This is a genomic window from Gordonia shandongensis DSM 45094 (genome assembly GCF_000423025.1).
GTDB lineage: Bacteria > Actinomycetota > Actinomycetes > Mycobacteriales > Mycobacteriaceae > Gordonia > Gordonia shandongensis.
In genome coordinates this window covers 302038-324791 of sequence record NZ_AUHE01000001.1, presented here as the reverse complement: position 1 = coordinate 324791, position 22754 = coordinate 302038, and the positions used below count along the sequence as shown (strand labels likewise).

The following is a 22754-nucleotide window of genomic DNA, read 5'->3' as shown; positions in this document are numbered from 1 at the left end:
ATCACACGCCGTGGAGGCCGACGCCGAGTTCGTCGAGCACCGCGGGCGCGCTGCCCAGGGTGAACTCGTTCTGCTTGGCGCGCAGGAAGTAGCGGTGGACCGGGTGGCTGGTGTCGAGGCCGACGCCGCCGTGCACGTGCACCGTCGTGTGCCCGACCCGGTGGCCGGCTTCGGCGGCCCAGAACTTCGCCACCTGGACGGCGGCGTGCCGCTCGTCGGCGTCGGCGGGGGAGTGACCCGACAGCAGCCACGCCGCCTGGGTGACGGTGAGGGCGAGCGCCTGGGCGTCGATGTATCCGTCGGCGAGACGCTGGGCGACGGCCTGGAACGAGCCGATCGGCCGCGAGAACTGTTCGCGTTCGCGCGCGTACTGCGCGGTAGCCGCGAGCGCGGCGTCGACCACACCCGACTGTTCGGCGGCCACCCCGAGCCGCAGCAGGTCGAGGGCCTCGGCGACGGTCGCGGCGCCGCCGCCCAGGATCTCGTCGGCGCCGACGTCGACGGCCGAGAACTCGACGGTGTGGATGGGGGTCAGGCCGGTCGCGGGGGTCTCGGTGATCTCGACGCCGGCGCGGTCGGCGGGGACGGCGACCACGACGACCCCGTCGGGGCCGGCGGCGACGGTCAGCAGCACGTCGGCGGCCGCGGCGTAGGGGACGTTCACCTTCGTGCCGTCGAGCCGGAAGGCGTCGGCCGCATCGGTGGCCGGGGCGGTGGTCGACAGGGCGGTGGCGGGATCGGCCGGATCGTAGCGCCCGTCCTCTTCGACGGCGGCGGTGAGCACGGTCGATCCGGCGACCGCGCCGGCGAGGAGTCGGTCGCGCAGGGCCGCGGTGGCGTGAGCGGCCAGCAGCGGCACACCGGCGACGGCGTGCGGACCGTACGGGATGCGGGCCAGCGCGCGGCCGAACTCGGCGGCGACGGCGGTGGTCTCGATGGTCGTCAGGTCGGCGCCGTCCACGGATTCCGGCGCCGCCAGTCCGAGGAGTCCGGCGGCCGCGGCCTCCGACCACAGGGTGTCGTCGATCGGCGCCCGCTCGGTCTCCAGGGCGGCGACGCGGTCGGCGGGGGAGATGCGCGCGGTGATGTCGGCGGTGAGGCCCGCGAGATCGGTCGCCGCTTCGGTGGGGGTGAAATCCATGTCGTGATGTCCTTATTTCCGTGCCGCTGAATCTCTGGGCCGCTGTGGTTCTGTGCTGCTGTGGCTCTGGGGCCGTTCAGCGGCGGGCGGGTGGCAGCTTCAGCGCCAGCATGCCGATGATGTCGCGTTGGATCTCGTTGGTGCCGCCGCCGAAGGTCAGGATCAGCGAGGTGCGGGCGAACCGCTCCACGCGGCCGGCGAGGTGGGCTCCGGGGCTGTTCTGACGGAGCGTGGCTGCGGGGCCGACGACCTCCATGAGCAGGCGGTACGCCTCGGTCGCGAACTCGGTGCCGAAGACCTTGGTCGCCGATGCGTCGGCGGGCGACGGGGATCCGCCCGAGGCCGCGATGGATGCGATCTTCCAGTTCACGAGCTTGAGGAATTCGACTTTGGCGTGCACGCGGGCGAGGTTGGCGCGGACCCACGGCTCGTCGATCGGGCGTCGTCCCCCGACCCGCGTCTCGGCGAATTCGACGGTCTCGCGCAGTGCGGTCTGGATGGGGGCCGCGCTGCACAGGGCGACGCGTTCGTGGTTGAGCTGGTTGGTGACCAGCCCCCAGCCGCTGCCCTCCTCGCCGACCCGGTTCGCGACCGGTACGCGCACGTCCTGGTAGTAGGTGGCGCTGGTGTCGACGCCCGACATGGTGTGCACGGGCGTGTACGAGAAGCCGTCGGCGGTGGTCGGGACGATGAGCATCGAGATGCTCTGGTGTTTCTTGGCCTCGGGGTCGAGGTCGGTTCGGCAGGCGAGCCAGACGTAGTCGGCGTAGGGGATCAGCGAGGTCCACATCTTCTGCCCGTTGACGACGTACTCGTCGCCCTCGCGGACGGCGGAGGTCCGCAGCGATGCGAGGTCGGTGCCGGCGCCGGGCTCGGAGTAGCCGATGGAGAAGTGCAGGTCGCCGGCGGCGATCCGCGGCAGGAAGAAGTTCTTCTGCTCGTCGGACCCATAGTGCATGATCGTCGGCGCCACCGAGTTGATGGTGAGGAACGGGACCGGAGCTCCGGCGATCGCAGCCTCGTCGGTGAAGATCAACTGGTCCATCATCGATCGGTCGGCGCCGCCGTATTCGGTCGGCCAGCCGAGGGCCAGCCATCCGTCGCGTCCCATCTGGCGGACCACGTCCCGGTAGGCGTCGCCCTCGCCGAGTTCGCCGTCTCCGCCGGTCAGGGCCGCACGACGTTCGGGTGTCATGAGTGCGGTGAAGTAGTCGCGCAACTCGCGACGGAGTGCCTCCTGCGCATCGGTGTAGGCGATCTGCATCTGTTCTCCTCGGCCCTGTGCTTCCCTAGTATTGAAACACGTTCTAACGTGTAGGCGATGGACCCGTCAATCTGTCCGGGCCCCGAGCGGAGGAGGAACTCATGCGCATCTCATGCGATTACGATCTGTGCGAGTCGAATGCCGTCTGCGTCGGCATGGCGCCCGATGTCTTCGAACTCGACGACGACGATAACCTGCTGATTCTGCAGGACGATGTCGACGAGGCGCGTCGCGAGGAGATGCGGCAGGTCGTCGCGAGCTGTCCGCGGTCGGCGTTGTCGATCGTCGACGAGTGAGCACGAGTTCTTCCCGATCGCTATCGCGGTCGGGAAGAACTATGTTAGAACAAGTTCTACTTATTGACGGAAGGGAAGACACGTGGGTCAGTCGCTGGACGGACGGGTAGCCGTCGTCACCGGTGCGGGAGCAGGTCTGGGCAGGGCCGAGGCCATCGGACTCGCACGCGACGGGGCGAAGGTCATCGTCAACGATCTCCAGAGCGCTCTGGACGCCAGCGACGTCATCGACGAGATCGCCGGACTCGGCGGCACCGCCGTCCCCGTGGCCGGCGACATCGCCGACTCGGCGACCGCCGCCGAGATCATGCGCGTGGCCACCGGCGACCTCGGCGGCCTCCACGTCGTCATGAGCAACGCGGGCATCACCCGCGACGCCATGCTGTTCAACATGACCGACGACCAGTGGGATCTGGTTCAGCGGGTCCACCTGCGCGGCCACTTCCTGCTCAACCGCAATGCCGCCGCCCACTGGCGCGCCGAGTCCAAGGAGGCCGGCGCCCCGGTCTTCGGTCGACTCATCAACACCTCGTCGGAGGCCGCGCTGCTCGGCGGGGCCGGGCAGGCCAACTACTCCGCCGCCAAAGCCGGCATCTCGATGCTCACCGTGTCGGCGTCGCGCGCCCTGGCGCGCTACGGAGCGACCGCCAACGCGATCTGCCCGCGAGCCCGCACCGCGATGACCGCCGAGGTGTTCGGCGAAGCGCCCGACGACGCGGTCGACCCCCTGTCGCCCGATCACGTCGTGACGCTCGTCCGCTACCTCGCGAGCCCCGAGGCGCAGAACGTCTCCGGCCAGATCTTCGTGGTCTACGGGCCGAAGGTGAGCCTCATGGCCGCTCCCAAGGTCCGCGAGGTGTTCGCCGCAGACGGCGACCAGTGGTCCCCGGAGGAGCTGGGGGAGACGCTGTCGGCCTACTTCCAGTCGCCCGAGGACATCGGATCGTTCTCGGCGTCGGATCTGATGGACTGACGGATCCCATGAACTGACCGATCATTTTGTACCGAGTACCCACGTGAACCGACTGCACAGGGGTATGAAGATTCTGCCCGGTGATTACCCGGGGCGCAGTCGCCAGTACGTGATACGTTGCCAAGCACACAAGCGGGAGGAGGGGTTTTGTCGAGTAAGCTCGCTGCCCCGATGAACGGTGTGGGTGAATTCGTCTCCCTGGGAGTCGAATCCGCCCGCGAGCTGTTCCGACGACCCTTCCAGTGGCGTGAGACCATCGAGCAGTCGTGGGCCATCGCCCGCGTCTCCCTGGTCCCCACCCTCCTCGTCGCGATCCCGTTCACCGTCCTGGTGAGCTTCACCCTGAACATCCTGCTGCGCGAGATCGGCGCACAGGATCTCTCCGGCGCCGGTGCGGCGCTGGGCACGATCACCCAGATCGGCCCCATCGTCACGGTCCTCATCGTGGCCGGTGCGGGCGCCACCGCCATCTGCGCCGACCTCGGCGCACGCACCATCCGCGAGGAGATCGACGCGCTTGAGGTGCTCGGCATCAACCCGGTGCACCGGCTCGTCGTCCCGCGCGTGGTCGCCTCCACGGGTGTCGCGCTGCTGCTCAACAGCCTCGTGTGCACGATCGGCATCGCCGGCGGCTTCGTCTTCTCGGTCTACCTGCAAGACGTCAACCCCGGCGCGTTCATCGCGAACCTGACCCTCCTCACCGGACTCGGCGAGCTCGTGATCTCCATGATCAAGGCGGCACTGTTCGGTCTGTTCGCCGGACTCGTCGGCTGCTACCGGGGACTGCACGTGAAGGGCGGGGCCAAGGGCGTCGGGGACGCCGTCAACGAGACCGTCGTCTACTCGTTCATGGCGCTGTTCGTCGTGAACGTGGTGGTCACCGCGGTCGGTCTCAAGGCGACGATGGGATAACGCGATGGTCCTGCCAGGTACGACACGACTCCTCACCGCCCGCGTGGCGCTCAAACGCGCCGGCGAGGACTGGAACAAGATCGGCGATCAGGCCCTGTTCTACTGGGACGCCGTCGCATCGATCCCGCGCGCGCTCCGCCTCTACAAGAAGGAGACGCTGCGGCTCATCGCCGAGATCTCGATGGGCACCGGCGCCCTGGCGATGATCGGCGGCACGGTCGTGGTCGTCGGCTTCCTGACGCTGTTCACCGGCGGCACCATCGCCGTCCAGGGCTTCAACTCGCTGGCCAACATCGGCGTCGAGGCCCTCACCGGCTTCTTCTCGGCGTTCATCAACGTGCGCATCGCGGTCCCGGTGATCGCGGGCATCGCCCTGGCCGCCACCATCGGCGCCGGCGCCACCGCTCAACTCGGCGCCATGCGCGTCAGCGAGGAGATCGACGCCCTCGAGGTCATGGCGATCTCGTCGGTGCCGTACCTGGTGAGCACCCGCATCATCGCGGGCCTCGTCGCGATCATCCCGCTGTACTCGCTGGCCGCGCTCGCCTCGTTCCTGGCGAGCCGGTTCGCCACGGTCGTCCTCTACGGCCAGTCGTCCGGCGTCTACGACCACTACTTCTCGACGTTCCTCATCCCGTCGGACATCCTGTGGTCGTTCGTCCAGGCGATCTGCATGGCCGTGGCGGTCATGCTCATCCACACCTACTACGGCTTCAACGCATCCGGCGGCCCCGTGGGCGTCGGCGTCGCGGTCGGCAACGCGGTCCGCGCGTCGCTGGTCGTCGTCGTCGTGATCACCCTGCTCACGTCGCTCGCGATCTACGGGGCCGACGGCAACTTCAATCTGGCGGGCTGATCGGATGGCACAGAAGAAGTCGCGCGGGCGCGGACACGCCGACGGGATCCGGAAGCTGGCCGCCGTCATCATGGTCGGCGTTCTGGCCGGCATCGTCGCGCTCGCCTCGGGGCAGTTCCTCGGCTGGTTCGCCGACACCACCACGGTCACCCTCGTCGCCCCGCGCGCGGGTTTGGTGATGAACCCCGACGCCCGCGTGAAACTCCGCGGCGTCGAGGTCGGCCGCGTCGCGTCGGTGAAGAACGACGGCGACCACGCCCGACTGACCCTCGACATCCGCAGCGGCGACCTGTCGCGGATCCCGTCGAACGTGACGGCCGACATCAAGTCGAACACCGTCTTCGGCGCCAAGGCCGTCAACCTGGTGATCCCCGACGAGGGGCCGAAGGGCACCATGCGGGCCGGCGACGAGATCGGCACCGACCACGTGGTGGTCGAGCTCAACACCGTCTACCAGCAGCTGGTCACGGTGCTCGCCCGGATGGAACCGGAGAAGCTCAACATCACGATCGGTGCGATCGACCAGGCGCTCTCGGGCAAGGGCAAACAGATCGGCGACTCGCTGGTCAAACTCACCGACATCCTCGGCAAGACGAACCCGCACCTCCCCGAGCTCAACAAGCTGCTCCGCGAAGCCGCGGGCGCCACCGACGTGTACGCCGACGCGATGCCCGACCTCATGCGGGTGATCGACAATTCGACCGTCGTCGGCGAGACGCTCGTGGACAACGCCGCGAACCTCGACGCCCTGCTGATCAACGTGACCGGGATGGCGAACACCGCCAACGGCGTGCTGGCGCCGTCGAAGAAGAAGCTGATCTCCACGCTCAGCGACCTGAACCCGGTCACCAAACTCCTCGGCCGCCAGGCCCCCGGACTGCGCTGCTTCATCACCGGCGCCTCCGACGCCACCGACATCTCGACCCCGCTGCTCGGCGGACGGAACGGGAACCTGCTCCTCGACGCGGGCCTGATCCCCGGTCAGGATCCGTACAGCTTCCCCGAGGACCTCCCCGAGGTCCGCGGCGACGGACCGCCGACCTGCCAGGCCGGGCTCTCGGACATCCAGTCCAAGGAGCACATCAAGTTCTACGTCGTCGACAACGCGCCCAAGCCGTACCAGCCGCGGACCACCGCGAAGGCCGACCCGCGCAAGATCTTCAACCTGCTCTTCGGAGGTACCCCACGTGGATAGTCGCGCACGCGCGTTCCGCGCAACCATCATCAAGCTGGGGAGCTTCGTCGTCGCCATGATCCTGGTGCTCACCGGGCTGGTGCTGGTGTTCAGCAAGTACCAGGGCGGCAGCTCGGATCAGTACTCGGCGATCTTCACCAGCGCATCGTCGATGAAGGGCGGCTCGCCGGTCAAGATCGCAGGCGTTGAGGTCGGCTCGGTGAAGTCGGTCGAGGTCACCGGCGACAACAAGGCCCGTGTGACGTTCACCGTCGACGAGACCTACCGGCTCCCCGAGTCGACCGAGGCGATGGTCCGTTACGAGAACCTCACCGGCGACCGCTACCTGGAGATCTCACCGGGGACCGGCGACTTCACGAAGACCCTCGCCGCCGGCGACGAGATCCCCGACTCGCGGACCTCGCCCGCCCTCGACCTCGACAAACTCCTCGGCGGCTTCAAGCCGCTGCTGCGCACGCTCGACGCCGACGAGGTGAACGAGCTGTCGTCGGCACTCGTCGCCGCGTTCCAGGGGCAGGGCGCCGGGCTCAACAACCTGCTGGCGAGCACCGCGAAGTTCACCGACACCCTCGCCGACCGCGACGAGCTGATCGGGTCGGTCATCGACAACCTCAACGCCACGCTCGGCACCCTGGAAGCCGATCACAAGGGTCTCGATCAGAGCGTCGACCGCATGCAGCAGCTGATCTCGGGACTGTCCGGCGACCGCACCGTGCTGGGCGACGCCGTCACCGAGGCGTCGAAGGCCACCACCGGACTGGCCGGACTGCTGGAGAAGACGCGGCCCGACATCAAGGGCGCGGTGACGGCCCTCGGCCGGACCAGCGAGCAGGCGCTCAAGGCCGAGCCCTTCATCCGCAACCTGCTGGGCCGCCTGCCGGGCGACTTCAAGAAGCTCTCGAACCTCGGCAGCTACGGCGCATGGCTGCAGATCTACTTCTGCCGCATCCGACTGCTCCTGCCCGGACCGGGCAACAGCCAGTACTACTTCACCGCCATCGATGCGACGGGTGACGCGACGACCGCCGGAGGGAGGTGCTCGAATGACTGACATCGCCGGCGGCGCGCCGAAGAAGCCGCGCCGACACCGCGCCGGACGGCCCAAATACCAGGTCGGCATCATCGGTGTGCTCATCACCGCGATGGTGGTCGTCGTCGCGATGAACATGGACCGCATCCCGTTTCTCAGCGAGGTCAGCACCTACAGCGCCGATTTCGACGACACCGGCGGACTCGAACTCGGCGACAACGTGATGGTCGCCGGCGTCACCGTCGGCGCGGTGGAGGGCATCGCGCTCGCCGACACCGGCGACGGCACCAAGGCGCGGGTGACCTTCCGACTCAACGACACCATCGAGCTCGGCGACCGTTCGCGCGTCTCCATCAAGAGCGAGACCGTGCTGGGGCGCCGCAACCTGACCGTCACGCCGCTCGGTGCCGAACGCATCAAGCCGGGCGGACACATCCCGGTGGAGAACTCGACGTCGCCGTACACGCTGACCGACGTCCTCGACGATGCGACGCAGACGTTGAAGGACACCGACACCGACGAGATCAACAAGGCGCTCGAGACGCTGTCGGACACCTTCTCCAAGACGCCGAAGAACATCCGCGGCGCAGTCGACGGCGTGGCCCGGCTGTCGAAGTCGATCGCCGACCGCGACCAGGCGCTCAACGACCTGCTCGGCAAGGCGCAGGGCGTCACCGAGATCGTCGGTGAGCGCAGCAAGCAGATCCGCACCATGCTGATCGACGCGAACATGCTGCTCGGCGAGATGAACGTGCGCCGCGAGGCGATCCGCCAGCTGATCACGGGGACCAAGAACGTCACGGCCGAGCTCACCGGTTTCGTGGAGGACAACAACGAACAGCTCCGTCCGGTCCTGGACAAATTCGGTCGGGTGCTCGACATCCTGAACGACAACGAGGAGAACTTCGGCAAGGCGATCGACAACCTCGGCCCGTACGCGAACATCCTCGGTGAGGCCGTGAGCTCCGGCCCGTACTTCTCGTCGCTGGTCGGCCTGCCGACGTTCGGCGACTACATGGGCACCTTCATGCGGATCCTCAAGAAGAAGTACCCGGAGGCGGCACGGTACTTCTACGAGTTCTCCGGCAACCCGATGTTCCCGAAGAACTGGGGTCCCGCACCGGACCTCGGCTCGCCGGATGTGAAACGACCGCCGCCGGAGCGCAAGTACCCGCCGCCGTCGGTGCCGTCGAAGCCGACCGGCCAGTACAAGGCGCCGAAGCCGAGCAAGGGACAGGGAGGCTGACATGCGGATCTCACGTGGCATCGTCGCCGCCGTCGCCGGCGTCGTCGTGGTCTGCCTCCTCGTGGTGGGCGGATTCTTCATCGTCCAGAAGGCCACCACCAACACGGTGGTCGCCTACTTCAAGTCGGTCACCGGCCTCTACCCGGGCGACGCCGTCCGGGTGATCGGGGTCCGCGTCGGCAAAGTGGAGTCCATCGACACCCGCCGCTCGGACGTCAAGGTGTCGATGCGCATCGACTCGGGCGTCGACATCCCGGAGGATGCGCGCGCAGTGATCGTGGCGCAGTCGCTGGTCTCGGGCCGGTTCATCCAGTTGACCCCGGTGTACTCCGAGGGCGACAAGCTGCCCGACGGGGGAGCGATCCCGATGGAGAACACCGCCGTCCCGATGGAGTGGGACGATGTGAAGAAGCAGCTCGACGAGCTGTCGGACGCCGTGGGCCCCAAGGGCGACGGCGGACCGATGGGGGCCGACAAGGGCACCGCGGCGCGAGCTCTCGACGTCGCCCACGACAACCTCGACGGCAACGGGCGCGCGATGGCCGAGTCGATCAAGCAGATGTCGGCGGTCATGGGCACCCTCTCGGACAACCGCAACGACGTCTTCGCGACCATCAAGAGCCTCCAGAAGCTCACCGAGCAGCTCTCGACGAGCCATGAGCAGCTGGTGCAGTTCAACGGTCGGATGGCCAGCGTCAGCAGCGTGCTGTCGGGCAGCGCCGACGATCTCGGTGACGCGATGACGAACCTCAACGAGGCCATCGGCGAACTCGAGGGGTTCCTCGACGCCAACTCGACGGCGGTCTCCGACACCGTCGAGAAGCTCGCGCAGATGACCTCGACGCTCAAACGCAAGGACGAGCAGCTCCGCGGCCTCCTGCACTCGGCGCCCAACCAGCTGGCCAACTTCTTCAACATCTACAACCCGCTCACCGGATCGCTCGACGGCGTGTTCGGCCTCGGCATGGGCAACAACCTCATCACCATGCTGTGCGGGTCGATGGCGTCGACGAAGCGTCCCGGCGACACCGAGAAGGACATCGAGGAGTGCGTCGACCTGCTGGCGCCGATCATGAAGGACATCGCGGTGAACTACCCGCCGTTCATGTCGAATCCGGTGATCGGCAAGGTGGCCGATCCCAGTCAGATCACCTACCAGAATCAGGACGTGAAGCGCAGGGCACAGCAGGGGGTCCGCGATCGGGACGCCGCGAGCCGCGCGGCGGTCGGCGATCCCCTCAAGCGTCTCCTCGTCCCGTTCGGAGGTGAGGGCTAGTGAGGTTCAAGCGTGTCGTCGCGACCCTCGGTGTCGCGACCCTCCTGGTGATCCCGGTCGCCGGATGCAGCGGTGACGTGATCTCGTCGATGTCGTCCATCGGCGCGCAGGGCACCGGCTCGGACGCCTTCGAGATCACCGCGGTCATCCCGTCGGCGGCCGGACTGGTGCGGAACGCGCCGGTGATGATGCACGACACCACGGTCGGCAGCATCGGCGACATCCGGATCAAGGACTGGAAGGCCGAGGTCGTGATGCGCCTCAACGCCGCCACCGAGGTCCCCGAGGGCTCCCACGCGATGGTCGGCATGACCAGCGTTCTGGGGTCGTCGCACATCGCGATCGTCCCGCCCGAGCATCCGGCCGGCGGACTGCTGGGCGACGGAGGGCGGCTGGCCGCCCCGGAGTGCCCGGAACAGGAGAACATCGCGCAGCCGAAGGGCAAGCGGATCGCGGACGTCAACGCGGCCCAACAGGTGGACGCGTGCATGTACCCGACCACCGAGCAGGTCCTCAGCTCGCTGTCGGTGGTGCTCAACGGCGGCGGCATCTCGCAGGTCGGCGATGTGACCCACGAGCTGAGCGAGGTGTTCGGCGGCAACGGGGACACGCTCAAGAAGCTCGTCCCGCGACTCAACACCCTCGTCGCCGACCTCAGCTCGCAGACCGACCACATCATCGCGGCCACCGAGGGTCTCGATCGGCTGTCGGCGACGATGAACGCACAGACGCCCACCATCGAGCGGGCGCTTAAGGCGGGGCCGGAGATCCTGCAGCTGCTGGTCGACCAGCGTGACAACCTCACCCGAGCGATGAAGAGCGTCGGCGAACTGTCGTCGACGGCCAACGACATCCTCGACGCGAACCGTGCCGACATCGAGACCATCATGCCCAACATGCGCAAGCTGATGGAGCAGCTGTCGATGACGGGTCCGGCGCTGAGCAACTCGCTGCGGATCCTGTTGACGTTCCCGTTCATCGAGGAGCTGATTCCGACGGTCGTGAAGGGCGACTACGTGAACTCCGATCTGGTGCTCGACCTCACGGCGGGTCGTCTGGCGAAGACGATGGGCGTGTCGGTCGGCATGAAGGGGCCGGAGAAGGTCGTCGGCAAGGCCGCGGGCGGATCCAAGCACGGCGGCGATCCGTTCAAGGATCCGCTGACGCGGGGCACTCAGCGGAAGCAGAGCAACCCGAGCAACCCGACGCTGGAGGACCTCCTGCCGAATCTGCAAGGCGGCAAGTGACATGAAGATCACCCGTTTCGTCCGGATGCAGCTCATCGTGTTCAGCATCGTCACGGTGGTGTCGATGGTGGCGATGGCCGTGTTCTACATCCGCATCCCGCAGATGGTGGGCATCGGCAGCTACACCGTGAACCTGCAGCTGCCGGCCAGCGGCGGTCTCTACGAGAACGCCAACGTGAGCTACCGGGGTGTGGACGTCGGCAAGGTCTCCGGGGTCCGGCTGACGCCCGACGGCGTCTCGGCGAGCCTGCGGATCAACTCGTCGACGACGATCCCGAAGGATTCGGCGGCCTCGGTCCGCAGCGTGTCGGCCGTGGGTGAGCAGTTCGTCGAGTTCACGCCGCCGGAGAATCCGTCGGACGACGATCTCGTCGACGGATCGACGGTGCAGACCAAGGACATCCCGGTCGAGATCTCCAAGATGCTCGATCAGGCCGACGCCCTGTTGAACGCGGTGAGCGACACCAAGCTCCGCGAGGTGATGGACGAGGCGTTCACGGTCTTCAACGGCAACGGTGACGAACTGCAGCGCCTCATGGATTCGATGACGCTGTTCGTCGGCTCCCTCGACAAAAACGTCGACTCGGTGATCGATCTGGTCCGTCAGGCCGGACCGATCCTGGAGACGCAGACCCGGACGGCCGGCGAGATCCGGTCGTGGACGTCGAGTCTGACGAAGGTCACCGATCAGCTGCGGGCGAGCCGACCGGACATCACCGACATCCTGGCCGACGGTCCGGGGGTGGCGGCGCAGAGCCAGCAGCTGTTCGAGGATCTGAACCAGTCGCTTCCGCTCGCGATCTCGAACCTCCAGGTCGCCGCGCGGACCCAGTCGGTGTATCTGCCGAATCTGCAGCAGATCATCGTCCTGTACCCGCGGGTGCTGTCGGCGCTGATCACGGCCATCAACACGGGTTCCAACCGGCACGGTCCGAATGTGAACTTCACGCTCGGCTTCCAGGATCCGCCGACGTGTACGGTCGGGTTCATGCCGACCGACGAGTGGCGGTTCCCGTCGGAGCAGGATGCGCGGGATCTCCCCTCCGGTCTGCTCTGCCGACTGCCGCAGGATGCGCAGGCTTCGGTGCGCGGCGCCCGCAACTTCCCGTGTGTGGAGTTCCCGGGCCGTCGCGCCCCGACACCCGCCGAATGTCGGACCGGGTTCGTCCCGTCGAAGCGCGACAACGTCGCCCTGCCGAACGGGTTCCCCGGCACGGATCTGCCCAAGCAGCCGGCGGGCGAGGTGGTCCCCGGAACGCCGTCGGACTACGACAGTTCGCCTGCGGTCTACGCGACCACCTACGATCCGGAGACCGGCCGGTTCGTCGGACCGGACGGCAAGACGTACACGACCGATGCCAACACGAAGTCGCGGGGTCAGAACAAGAAATGGTACGACCTGATCACGAAGACGGTGGAGTCCTGAACGAGGACGAGACCGCACCGGCGCGCCCGGAGGTCCGCCGCAGCAGTCCTCTCGGCCGCGTGAGGCGACCGAAGAAGACGCAGGCGAAGTCCGAAGCGGACGCACCGGAGCCCGACGAGACCGAGACCGACGAGAGCGAGCCCGACGAGGGCGGGACCGATCAGACCGGGGCAGATCAGACCGGGGCAGATCAGACCGACACGGCCCAGACCGACACCGCCGAGACCGACACGGGCGAGACCGACACGGGCGAGTCTGGGACCGGTGAGTCCGGGCCCGACCCGGAGGAGCTCTCGGCGAACGCGGGATACCGCGAGCGCCGCCGCGCCAACGCGGTGGTCCGCCGGTCCGCCGGGCGGGGCTCGCTGACGCCGGGCGGGGCCGTCGCCGTGGTGGCCTCCGCACTGGGTGTGCTCGTGCTCGTGGCCGGCATCGTGCTGTCGGTGGTGTTCGTCGTCCAGTACGACCGCATCCAGGACAAGGAGCGGCTGCGGGCCGAGTACTCGTCGTTCGCCCAGCAGATGGTGGTGTCGATGACGACGCTGACGTCGTCGAACGCCGATCAGCTCGAGAAGAACCTCACCGACAAGACGAGCGGTCGGGCACGACAGATGTTCGAGGAGAACATGAAGGCCATCACCGAGATGGCGCGGCGCGACGATTCGGTGAGCACCACGACGATCGTCAGCGACGCGGTCTCGAAGGCCGACGACAACGAGGGCTCCGTGCTGGTGGTGTTCGCCTGGGAGGAGCACCCGCGGGACGATCCGAAGAACACGCAGTTCGAGACGTTCCGTGCACGTGTGGACATCACGCGGATCAACGGTGAGCTGAAGATGACGTACTTCGATTGGGTGGCGTGATGAAGAAGCTGGCGAAGTGGCTGGTCCCACTGTTCGGCATCCTGGTCATCGCGTCGGTGGCGACGGCCGTGGTCCTGGGGGTGCGGATGGTCAACGCGAAGGCCGCCGAGAACGCGCGCGACGACGCGAAGAGCGCCGCGGAGTCGATCGTCACCGACATGTTCGGATGGAATCCGAAGAACATCGACTCTCACGTGACCGCGACGATGAACCGGCTTCGCGGAGCGGCCAAGAAGGAATACGAGAAGAACGTCATCGAGGGTCGCGTCGTCGAGGGCATCAAACGCAACGGTGTCAACACGGCGATCACGATCCAGGGTTCGGGCGTGGTGACGAACACCAAGGACACCGCGAAGGTGCTCCTGTTCATCAACCAGTCGTCGACGCAGCACGACGTGTCCGAGGTGCAGCTGACCAAGAGCCGGCTGCTGCTGACGATGAGCAAGGACGACGGCGAGTGGGTCGTCGAGGGGCTCGACGTGCTGGAGGACGATTCACTGCAGAAGAAGCTGCAGGAGGTCGATGAGAAGCCGTCGAACGCGGTGCCGATCCCCTCGGAGGGCAAGCCCCGACCCAGCGAGGAACCCCAGCCCAGCGAGGAGCCCCAGCCCAGCGAGGAGCCCCAGCCGGGTACTCCCTGACTCCGGCTGCTGACTCCGGCCCCGAACTCCGAACAGCAGTCCGCCCCGCGAACCGATCGGTTCGCGGGGCGGACTGCTCGGGTGTGCCGACTGCGGGTCGGTCGGGAAGGGTCGGTCGGGAAGGGCCGGTCAGGAAGGGCCGGTCAGGAGGTGTAGCCCATCGGCATCAGGATGGCCTTGTGCTCGAGGTAGCTCTCGAGGCCCTCGCGGCCGTTCTCCCGGCCGATGCCCGACTTCTTGTATCCGCCGAAGGGGGACGACGGGTCGATCGCGTACCAGTTGATGCCCATCGTGCCGGTGCGGATCTGCTTGGCCACCTCGACGCCCTTGTCGACGTCGGCGGTCCACACCGAACCGGCCAACCCGTAGTCGGAGTCGTTGGCGATGGCGATCGCCTCATCGAGGGTGTCGTAGGCGATCACGCTGATGACGGGGCCGAAGATCTCCTCGCGCGCGATCGTCATGTCGTTGGTGACGCCGGTGAAGATCGTCGGTCCGACGAAGTTGCCGGTGCCGACCTCGGGTGCGGGCACCTCGAGGACGGCGGTGGCGCCTTCGGCCTTGCCCTTCTCGATGTATCCGGTGACCTTCTCGTGCTGTTTGGCGTTGATGATCGGCCCGACCTTGGTGTCGGGGTCGTCGGGCATCCCCGGGGTGAACGTGGATGCGACGGCGACCATCGCCTCGACGACCTCGTCCTGCTTGTCGCGCGGCACCAGGACGCGGGTCTGCGCCACGCACGCCTGACCGGAGTTGAGGATGCCGGAGAACACGAGCATCGGCGCGCTGGCCGCGATGTCGGCGTCGTCGAGGACGATGGCGGCCGATTTGCCGCCGAGTTCCAGCGAGCACCGTTTGAGCTGGTCGCCGCAGCGGGCGGCGATGGTGCGGCCGGCCGCGGTGGATCCGGTGAACGTGATCTTGTCGACGTCGGGGTGGTCGACGAGCGCCTGTCCGGTCTCGACGCCGCCGGGGACGATGGAGATGACGCCCTCGGGCACACCGGCCTCGGTGAAGATCTCCGCGAGGAGGTTCGCGTTCAGCGGGGTCTCCGGGGCGGGTTTGAGGACGATCGAGCAACCGGCGGCCAGCGCGGGCCCGAACTTGTTGCAGAACAGGAAGAGCGGGACGTTCCACGCGATGATCGCGCCGACCACGCCGACGGGTTCGCGGACCACGAGGGTCTCGCCGAACAGTCCGGTCCGCTTCTCCTCCCACGTGTACTCGTCGGCGGCGTCGGCGTAGGCGCTCAGGCAGCCGGTGCCCGCGAGCTGCTGGAGGGTCGCGACGTCGCCCGGGGTGGCCCCCATCTCGGCGGAGACCAGTGCGCCGATCTCGTCGCCGCGTTCGTTGATGAGGTCGGCGGCCCGGCGGATCACCGCAGCTCGCTGAGCCGGCGGGGTGTTGCGCCAGACCCCGGAGTCGAACGATTCGCGGGCCGCGCGGACGGCGGCGTCGACGTCGGTGGCGTCCGCGGACGGCACCGATCCCACCTTGTCGCCGGTGGCAGGCGAGTGGACCTCCAGCACCTGCGTGGAGTGCGGGTCGACCCACTTGCCGCCGATGTACAGCGCGGTGGTCTCGATGGGCTCGGGCATACGTGCTCCTCGTCTCGGTGAAGTCTCTCCACCGATGCTAGAACACGTTCTAGAAACTGGCGAGGATTCTCGCCTAGTCGGCGGCCTTCGGCGGCACGTCGAGAACCACCTCGAACTCGAGGAGTTCGGCCCCCGACGCCACCGGCTTCTTCGAGCTCTTGTGCGCGGCACGGGCGTCGCCGCCGGCCCACGCCTCGTAGCTCGCATCGTCGTCCCAGTGGGTGACGACGAAGTACCGGTCATCGCCCTTCACCGGACGCAGCAACTGGAAGCCGCGGAAACCCGCGGCCTCGTCGACCACACCCGCGCGGGCGGCGAAGCGCTTCTCGAGTTCGGGGCCCGCCTCGGCGGGAACGGACAGGGCGTTGATCTTCACGACAGCCATACCGCCCACACTACTGTCGACGGGCGACGATCGTTAGGGTCGAACAGCGTGAGCGCAGACATCCGACCGGGCGGCGTGGGCCTGCTCGACTACGGCGGCGCCGGCCGCGGCGCCGGGGGCGCCGGCGCCATCATCCTGCTGCACGGGCTGATGGGCCGCGGGCGGACGTGGCGCAGACAGATCCCCTGGCTGCGCCGATACGGCCGCGTCTTCACCTTCGACGCCGCATTCCATCAGGGCGTGGACCACCGCTCCGCGCCGGCGGCCGACGAGCTGTCCACCGAACGATTCGTCGCCGACGTCGCCGAACTCATCACCTGGATCGACCGCGGCCCGGCCGTCCTCATCGGGCACTCGATGGGCGGACTGCACGCCTGGTGCACGGCCGCCGCCTACCCCGAGCTCGTGGAGGCCGTCGTCGTGGAGGACATGGCCCCCGACTTCCGGGGCCGCACCACCGGCGACTGGACCCCCTGGTTCGAGACCTGGCCCGACCGCTTCGCCGACGAGGGTGAAGCCCTCGCGATGTTCGGCGACGTGGCCGGCCGCTACTTCTACGAAGCCTTCGACGACGGCCGACTGCACGGGAGCCTCGAGGTCTGGCAGGCGATCGCCGACGAATGGGGACGCCGCGACTTCTGGGCCGAATGGGACGCCGTCGCGTCGCCGACGCTGCTGCTCGAAGCCGAGTACGGGGTGACCCCCGAGGGCCAGATGGCGCAGATGGCGAGCCGCGGCCGCCAGGCGGACCGCCCCGAGTCGGCGTACCTCCGGGTGGCCGGTGCCGGACACCTGCTGCACGACGACGTCCCCGACGTGTACCGCGGCGCCGTGGAGGCCTTCCTCAGCTCTCTCCGGCGAGGGTGAACAGGCCGTCGTCGGTCACCTCGACCAGGCCGTCGACCAGCAGGGAGTCCAGTGCTCGCGCCCGCTGCCCGGGATCGCGCTCCCACGCGAGATCGAGGGCGGCGCGCTCCACCGGCCCCGACGTGTCCCGCAGCACGTCGAGGAGCCGTCCCCGCGCCTGGCGGTCGGTGCCCTCGTAGCGTGCGGTGCGCCGCGGCGGACCGTCATGCGCCGGCCTCCCGCGACGCACCCACTCGCAGGAGGGCTCCAAGGGGCACTGCTCGCAGCGCGCCACGCGCGCCGTGCAGACCAGCGCCCCGAGCTCCATCAGCGCGGCGCTGAACCGCGGCGCGGTCGCCGCGTACGCACCGTCGGCGTCGCGCGGGAGCAGTGCTTCGGCGTCGGCGAGATCCCGCCGCGCCGGGTTCGCCGGCTCGGCGCGGCCGTGCACCGATCGCGCGATCACCCGACGCACGTTGACGTCGACGACGGGCACCGGGCGACCGTAGGCGAAGCAGGCGACTGCGCGCGCCGTGTACTCACCGATCCCCGGCAACCCGAGCAGCACGTCGACGTCGTCGGGCACGGTGTCGTCGAACTCCTCGGCCAACACCCGCGCGCATTCGTGCAGCCGCAGCGCCCGCCGCGGATAGCCGAGCCTGCCCCAGGCGCGGACCACCTCGCCCGGAGTCTCGGCGGCGAGCGCCGACGGCGTCGGCCACCGGGCCATCCACCGCGTCCACGGCTCGACGACCCGGGAGACCGGGGTCTGCTGCGACATGATCTCGCTGACCAGGATGTGCCATCCCGAGAGACCCGGCTCACGCCACGGCAGGTCGCGTTCGGCGGACCCGAACCATTCCAGGAGTGTGACCGGTGGCATAGTGACTTTCATGGAGAACTTAACACCAGCGCAGGCATGGCAAGTGATCAAAGACGGCAACGCACGGTTCGTGGCCGGTGAACCTCAGCATCCGCACCAGGATATCGCCGAACGCACCGCGCTGGTGGGCGGCCAGTCCCCGCACGTCGTGCTCTTCGGCTGCGGCGACTCCCGACTCGCCGCCGAGATCATCTTCGACCAGGGCCTCGGCGACATGTTCGTCGTCCGCACGGCCGGCCACGTCCTCGACGAAGCGGTCATGGGCACGATCGAGTTCGGCCCCGACGTCCTCGACGTCCCGCTCATCGTCGTACTCGGCCACAGCAGCTGCGGCGCCGTCGGCGCCACCATGGAGGCCCTCGACAACAACACCCTGCCCAACGGATACGTCCGGGCCATCGTCGAGAAGGTGACCCCGAGCATCCTCGCGGGCCGCTCCGAGGGCATCAGCGACTACTACGGATTCGTCGGACGGCACGTCAAGGAGACCGTCCACCTGCTCATGCAGCGCAGCCGCGTGATCGCCGAGCGCGTCGAGGCAGGCACCCTCGCCGTCGTCGGCCTCACCTACAAGCTCGAAGACGGCCGCGTCGAACTCGTCGACGCCGTCGGCGACATCGGTGACGCGACCCTCAACTGACCCGAAACGATCCCTGATCGGGCCGGAATCCCGGCAGAACAGCAGGTAATCGCCGACACGCCGCGTCGCCCGGACCCTCCGCGGGGTCGGGCGACGATACCGTTGAGGGCGTGATCGAACCACAAGGACCACTGCCCCCCGAGGTGTACTGGCGCCGACGTCTGCTCGCCGGCGCCGTTGTCGTGGCGGCGGTCATTGCGGTCATCATCTTGATCGTCGCGTTGAGCGGACGGTCGGGCGACGACTCCGACACCCAGAGCGCCGCCGCGACCTCCAGCACCCAGAAACCCGCCGGCCCCGCGAACCCGTCCGACCCGGCGCAGCCGAGCGAGTCCGCGCCGAGCAGTGAGGCGCCCAGCGGCGGCGGTGACCACGGCGGCGGCGGTGACCCGAGTGCGCCGCCCGCCCCGCCGTCGACTCCGGCGCCCGCCGACGGCGGCGGCCCGGCCACCTGTGCCGACCAGAGCCTGTCGGTGGTCCTCTACACCGACAAGCCCACCTACAGCGTCGGCGACAACCCGGTGTTCACGATCGTCACCACCAACGGCGGCCTCGCCGAGTGCTCGCGAGACGTCGGCAAGGCGGCGCAGAACGTGATCGTCCGGACACTCGACGGCAGCCGCACCCTGTGGGCCGCGCAGGACTGCGCACCCGACCCGACGGTCGACGTCCAGGTGCTGCAGCCCGGTCAGCAGGTCAGCGACACGATCACGTGGTCGGGCACCACCAGCAGTCCCAAGTGCAAGAAGAAGCGCGTCCAGGTGGTCCCGGGCGGCTACCAGGCCACCGCGAAGGTCGGGGAGCGCGAGTCGGCGCCGATCACCTTCAACATCGTCGCGCCCGCCGAGCCCGGCGGCCAGTAGACGACTGAGGCGGCACTAGTCGAACCGCTCCAGGCTGCTCTCGGCCAGGCGGGACAGTCCTTCGCGGATGTGGCGGGCCCAGATGCTCCCGATCCCCTCCACGGACTGCAGGTCGGCCGCACTGCTGGCGAGCAGCGACTGCAGCGTCCCGAAGTTCCGGACCAGCCGGTCGATGTGCCCGAACTGGAGACGGGAGATGCGGGCCAGGAGCCGGTAGCCGCGCGGACTCATCGCAGTGTCCTGCGAGTCGAGCGACGTCGGGTACCCGAAGGCCCCCGCGACCATCGTGAGGTCGAGCAGTTCGGCGTCCGACAGGGACTCCACCGCTTCGAGGATCTGCCGCACCTGTTCGGTGCTCGCCGGCTCGGGGCTCGCGTGGTAGTCGCGAACCAGCAGTTCGCGCATCGTGTCGTTGTCGCTGATGAGCTCCTCCAACTGGAGCGCGACCTGGCGGCCGTTGACACCGAGTTCGAGGACGTACTCGGCGATCTCCACCGAGACGCGGCGCACCATCTCCATCCGCTGAGCGGCGCTCATCGCATCGCGGAGCAGCACGTAGTCCTCGATCTCGGCGCGTGAGAGCTGGCTGCTCACCTCGTCCAGGCGCGACTTGTAGCGTTCGAGCGTCGCCAACGCCACATTGGCGCGCGACAGGATCGCATCCGGATTCTCCACCACCCGCCGCTGGCCCGCCACGTAGACGCTGACGATCGACATCGACGAGCTCACCGAGATCACCGGGACGTCGGTCTGGATGGCGGTGCGCTCGGCGGCACGATGCCGGGTGCCGGACTCCTCGGTGGGGATCGACGGATCCGGCACCAGTTGAACGTTGGCCCGGACGATCCGCGTTCCGTCGGCGGACAGGACCACCGCACCGTCCATCTTCGCCAGCTCCCGCAGTCGCGTCGGCGCGAATTCCACATCGAGATGGAAACCGCCGTCGCAGATCCGCTCGGTGTCCTCGTCGTAGCCCAGGACGATGAGGGCGCCGGTGCCGCCGCGGAGGATTCGTTCGAGACCGTCGCGCAGCGCCGTCCCCGGTGCCACGCGGCGCAGGGCCGAACGAACCCGCTCGGCCCGCGCCGGGTCGAGCAGGGCAATCTCCTTCATGGCGGTCCTCACCTCGCTCGGGGGCGCCGAGCGGTAGCCGATCTGGTCCCGACTAGCGTAGCTGTCCGTGAAGACCTCATTCGTGCTGCCCGACGACCTGGAGCCCCTGACCCGCCACCCGAAGGCGACGCCGCCCGGCCGACGCATCGACCTGCACCACAGCATGTGCTACGGCTGCGGCAGGGACGTCCCGGCCGGGCTGCACATCGACGTCTTCGCGGGCGAAGGGCTCACCGTGGACGCCCGGATGGACGTGGTCGACCGCATGCAGGGCGGACCCGGCGTGATCCACGGCGGCGTCCTGGCGGCGGCGTTCGACGAGGTCATGGGCACCTCGCCGCTCATCACGGGCCTCCCCGTCGTGACCGTGCACCTGGAGATCGACTTCGCCGCACCCATCCCCCTCGGCAGCACCCTCCAGTTCCACGGCGAGGTGCTCGGCCGCCAACGCCGCAAGGTCTACACCCGCGCCGTCGCCCACTTCGGCGATCGCGACCAGCCGGTCGCGGCGGCCCACGCGGTCTTCGTCGTGATCGATCTCAAGGAGCACTTCGCCGACTACCTCGACAAGCGTGTGATGCCCTCCGACGTCTGAGCCGGATCCGCGCCGTCGCACCGGTCAGGTCAGAACACGGCAGGGCAGAACACGGCAGGTCAGAACGGGGTGCGGGTGGGGACCGGTGCGAGGCGTGACAGTGCGGCCCGCTGCGCCTCGGCGAGGTCGGAGACCCGGCTGATGCGCAGACCGCGCGGCAGCTCCTCGTCGGTGCCGGCGGGGATGATCACATGCCGGAAACCCAGGCGCGCGGCCTCGGCGACCCGCCGGGCGATCGACGGCACCCTGCGGACCTCACCGGCCAGACCGACCTCGCCGATCGCCACCGTGGTCGACGGGATCGGCTTGTCCTGGTCGGAGGAGAACACGGCCAGAAAGATCGCCAGGTCCGCGGCGGGCTCGGTGACCCGCATCCCGCCGACCGTCGACGCGTACACCTCCTTGGTGCCTGCCGCCACACCGGCGTGCTTCTCGGCCACGGCGAGCATCATCGCCACCCGCGCCGAGTCGAGTCCGGAGACGGCGCGCCGCGGCGAGCTCATCTGCGTGGTGTTGAGGAGCGCCTGGATCTGGCCGACCATCGCGCGCCGACCGTCCATCGCGACGAGGGTCGCGCTGCCCGCGACCTCCGACGGGTGCTGGTGGACGAAGATCCCGGACGGGTCGGGCACCTCGTGGATCCCGTCGGATCGCTGCTCGAAACAACCGACCTCGTCGGCCGGGCCGAACCGGTTCTTGATGCCGCGGACCATGCGCAGCGACGAATGCCGGTCGCCCTCGAACGCGAGGACGACGTCCACCAGATGCTCCAGTGACCGGGGGCCGGCGACATTCCCGTCCTTGGTGACGTGGCCGACGAGGATCACCGCGACCCCGCTGGACTTGGCCAACGACACCAGGGCCGTGGTGACCGCGCGGATCTGAGTGACGCCGCCGGTCACACCGTCTGTGCCCGAGGCGACCATCGTCTGTACGGAGTCGACGATCAACAGTGTCGGCGAGACGGCCTCCACGTGGCCGAGGACCGTCGCCAGATCGGTCTCCGCGGCGAGGTAGATGTTCTCGTCGACGGCGTCGGTGCGTTCGGCCCGCAGGCGAACCTGTCCGGCCGACTCCTCGCCCGTCACGTACAGCGCGGTGCGGTCCTGTGCGGCCCAGTGCTTCACGGTCTCGAGCAGCAGCGTGGACTTTCCGACGCCGGGTTCACCGGCCAGCAGGATCACCGACCCCGGGACGACACCGCGACCCAGGACGCGGTCGAACTCGCCGATCCCGGTGGGCTCGGCGCCCGCCGTGGCCGCCGACACCTCGGTGATGCGTGTCGCCGGATGCGACGGCGCCACCGATGCGGTCCCCGTGGATCGGGTCGCAGCGGCGGGCGCCGACTCGGCGATGGTCCCCCATTCACCGCAGTCGGGGCAGCGCCCGAACCACTTGGGGACCTGATGCCCGCACGCTGAACAGCGGAAGACCGCTTTCGGTTTAGCCACGGGTCAACTGTAGG

Annotated in this window: 23 protein-coding genes; 16 read left to right on the top strand and 7 right to left on the bottom strand. The window is 68.5% G+C overall.

The window, feature by feature from the left end:
- Position 1: 1 nt before the first annotated feature.
- Together G528_RS0101695 and G528_RS0101690 are read right to left on the bottom strand one after the other, a co-directional pair.
- Positions 2-1141 (bottom strand): acyl-CoA dehydrogenase family protein, encoded by a 1140-nt coding sequence (locus G528_RS0101695; RefSeq protein WP_026917458.1) that lies wholly within the window; start codon positions 1139-1141, stop codon positions 2-4.
- 76 nt (positions 1142-1217) lie between these two features.
- Entirely contained in the window at positions 1218-2405 is a 1188-nt protein-coding gene (locus G528_RS0101690; protein ID WP_026917457.1) for an acyl-CoA dehydrogenase family protein, read from the bottom strand.
- A gap of 101 nt (positions 2406-2506) precedes the next feature.
- Here G528_RS0101690 and G528_RS0101685 point away from each other — a divergent pair, with 101 nt between their 5' ends.
- The 12 genes from G528_RS0101685 (at position 2507) to G528_RS16065 (ending at position 14366) form a co-directional block, all read left to right on the top strand.
- A complete protein-coding gene (locus G528_RS0101685) occupies positions 2507-2701 on the top strand; it encodes a ferredoxin (RefSeq protein WP_026917456.1) in 195 nt (64 codons plus the stop codon).
- A gap of 82 nt (positions 2702-2783) precedes the next feature.
- A complete protein-coding gene (locus G528_RS0101680; RefSeq protein ID WP_026917455.1) occupies positions 2784-3674 on the top strand; it encodes a 3-oxoacyl-ACP reductase in 891 nt (296 codons plus the stop codon).
- Between the two features lie 147 nt (positions 3675-3821).
- Complete coding sequence (locus tag G528_RS0101675; protein ID WP_026917454.1) at positions 3822-4586, top strand: MlaE family ABC transporter permease; 765 nt, start codon at positions 3822-3824, stop codon at positions 4584-4586.
- A gap of 4 nt (positions 4587-4590) precedes the next feature.
- A complete protein-coding gene (locus G528_RS0101670) occupies positions 4591-5442 on the top strand; it encodes an MlaE family ABC transporter permease (RefSeq protein ID WP_026917453.1) in 852 nt (283 codons plus the stop codon).
- 4 nt (positions 5443-5446) lie between these two features.
- Positions 5447-6637: an MCE family protein gene (locus G528_RS0101665; protein WP_026917452.1), complete on the top strand. Its 1191-nt coding sequence runs from the start codon at positions 5447-5449 to the stop codon at positions 6635-6637.
- On the top strand, positions 6630-7688 hold the full coding sequence (locus tag G528_RS0101660) for an MCE family protein (protein ID WP_026917451.1): 1059 nt from the start codon (positions 6630-6632) through the stop codon (positions 7686-7688). Before G528_RS0101665 ends, G528_RS0101660 begins: the two co-directional genes overlap by 8 nt.
- Positions 7681-8913, top strand: a complete 1233-nt coding sequence (locus G528_RS0101655; protein ID WP_026917450.1) for an MCE family protein — start codon at positions 7681-7683, stop codon at positions 8911-8913. Before G528_RS0101660 ends, G528_RS0101655 begins: the two co-directional genes overlap by 8 nt.
- A 1-nt stretch (position 8914) precedes the next feature.
- Complete coding sequence (locus G528_RS0101650) at positions 8915-10189, top strand: MCE family protein (protein ID WP_026917449.1); 1275 nt, start codon at positions 8915-8917, stop codon at positions 10187-10189.
- Positions 10189-11436, top strand: coding sequence for an MCE family protein (locus tag G528_RS0101645; RefSeq protein ID WP_026917448.1), 1248 nt, complete (start codon positions 10189-10191; stop codon positions 11434-11436). Before G528_RS0101650 ends, G528_RS0101645 begins: the two co-directional genes overlap by 1 nt.
- 1 nt (position 11437) lies before the next feature.
- Entirely contained in the window at positions 11438-12862 is a 1425-nt protein-coding gene (locus G528_RS0101640; RefSeq protein ID WP_026917447.1) for an MCE family protein, read from the top strand.
- 59 nt (positions 12863-12921) lie between these two features.
- Positions 12922-13725, top strand: a complete 804-nt coding sequence (locus tag G528_RS0101635) for a hypothetical protein (protein WP_156890319.1) — start codon at positions 12922-12924, stop codon at positions 13723-13725.
- On the top strand, positions 13725-14366 hold the full coding sequence (locus tag G528_RS16065) for a hypothetical protein (protein ID WP_051198167.1): 642 nt from the start codon (positions 13725-13727) through the stop codon (positions 14364-14366). The genes G528_RS0101635 and G528_RS16065 overlap by 1 nt, the downstream gene beginning before the upstream one ends.
- A 143-nt stretch (positions 14367-14509) precedes the next feature.
- Here G528_RS16065 and G528_RS0101625 read toward each other — a convergent pair whose 3' ends face one another.
- Positions 14510-15964 (bottom strand): aldehyde dehydrogenase, encoded by a 1455-nt coding sequence (locus tag G528_RS0101625; RefSeq protein ID WP_026917445.1) that lies wholly within the window; start codon positions 15962-15964, stop codon positions 14510-14512.
- Between the two features lie 73 nt (positions 15965-16037).
- Positions 16038-16349 carry an antibiotic biosynthesis monooxygenase family protein gene (locus tag G528_RS18690; protein ID WP_026917444.1) on the bottom strand — a complete coding sequence of 104 codons (312 nt, stop codon included), beginning with the start codon at positions 16347-16349 and terminating at the stop codon, positions 16038-16040.
- Positions 16350-16397: 48 nt separating this feature from the next.
- Between G528_RS18690 and G528_RS18685 the strand changes: the two genes are divergently transcribed.
- Positions 16398-17216 carry an alpha/beta fold hydrolase gene (locus G528_RS18685; RefSeq protein WP_026917443.1) on the top strand — a complete coding sequence of 273 codons (819 nt, stop codon included), beginning with the start codon at positions 16398-16400 and terminating at the stop codon, positions 17214-17216.
- On the opposite strand, the gene G528_RS0101610 is transcribed toward G528_RS18685, so the two are convergent.
- Complete coding sequence (locus tag G528_RS0101610) at positions 17194-18078, bottom strand: HhH-GPD family protein (protein ID WP_281170321.1); 885 nt, start codon at positions 18076-18078, stop codon at positions 17194-17196. The genes G528_RS18685 and G528_RS0101610 overlap by 23 nt on opposite strands.
- A gap of 10 nt (positions 18079-18088) precedes the next feature.
- Between G528_RS0101610 and G528_RS0101605 the strand changes: the two genes are divergently transcribed.
- Both G528_RS0101605 and G528_RS0101600 read left to right on the top strand, forming a co-directional pair.
- Complete coding sequence (locus tag G528_RS0101605; RefSeq protein WP_026917441.1) at positions 18089-18718, top strand: carbonic anhydrase; 630 nt, start codon at positions 18089-18091, stop codon at positions 18716-18718.
- 110 nt (positions 18719-18828) lie between these two features.
- Complete coding sequence (locus G528_RS0101600; RefSeq protein ID WP_026917440.1) at positions 18829-19581, top strand: hypothetical protein; 753 nt, start codon at positions 18829-18831, stop codon at positions 19579-19581.
- A gap of 15 nt (positions 19582-19596) precedes the next feature.
- On the opposite strand, the gene disA is transcribed toward G528_RS0101600, so the two are convergent.
- The gene (gene disA, locus G528_RS0101595) at positions 19597-20694 is read right to left on the bottom strand and encodes a DNA integrity scanning diadenylate cyclase DisA (RefSeq protein WP_026917439.1); all 1098 of its coding nucleotides are present in this window, start codon (positions 20692-20694) and stop codon (positions 19597-19599) included.
- Between the two features lie 67 nt (positions 20695-20761).
- On the opposite strand from disA, the gene G528_RS0101590 reads away from it, so the two are divergent.
- Positions 20762-21289, top strand: a complete 528-nt coding sequence (locus G528_RS0101590; RefSeq protein WP_026917438.1) for a PaaI family thioesterase — start codon at positions 20762-20764, stop codon at positions 21287-21289.
- Between the two features lie 59 nt (positions 21290-21348).
- On the opposite strand, the gene radA is transcribed toward G528_RS0101590, so the two are convergent.
- Positions 21349-22740, bottom strand: a complete 1392-nt coding sequence (gene radA / locus G528_RS0101585) for a DNA repair protein RadA (RefSeq protein ID WP_026917437.1) — start codon at positions 22738-22740, stop codon at positions 21349-21351.
- Positions 22741-22754: the final 14 nt, after the last annotated feature.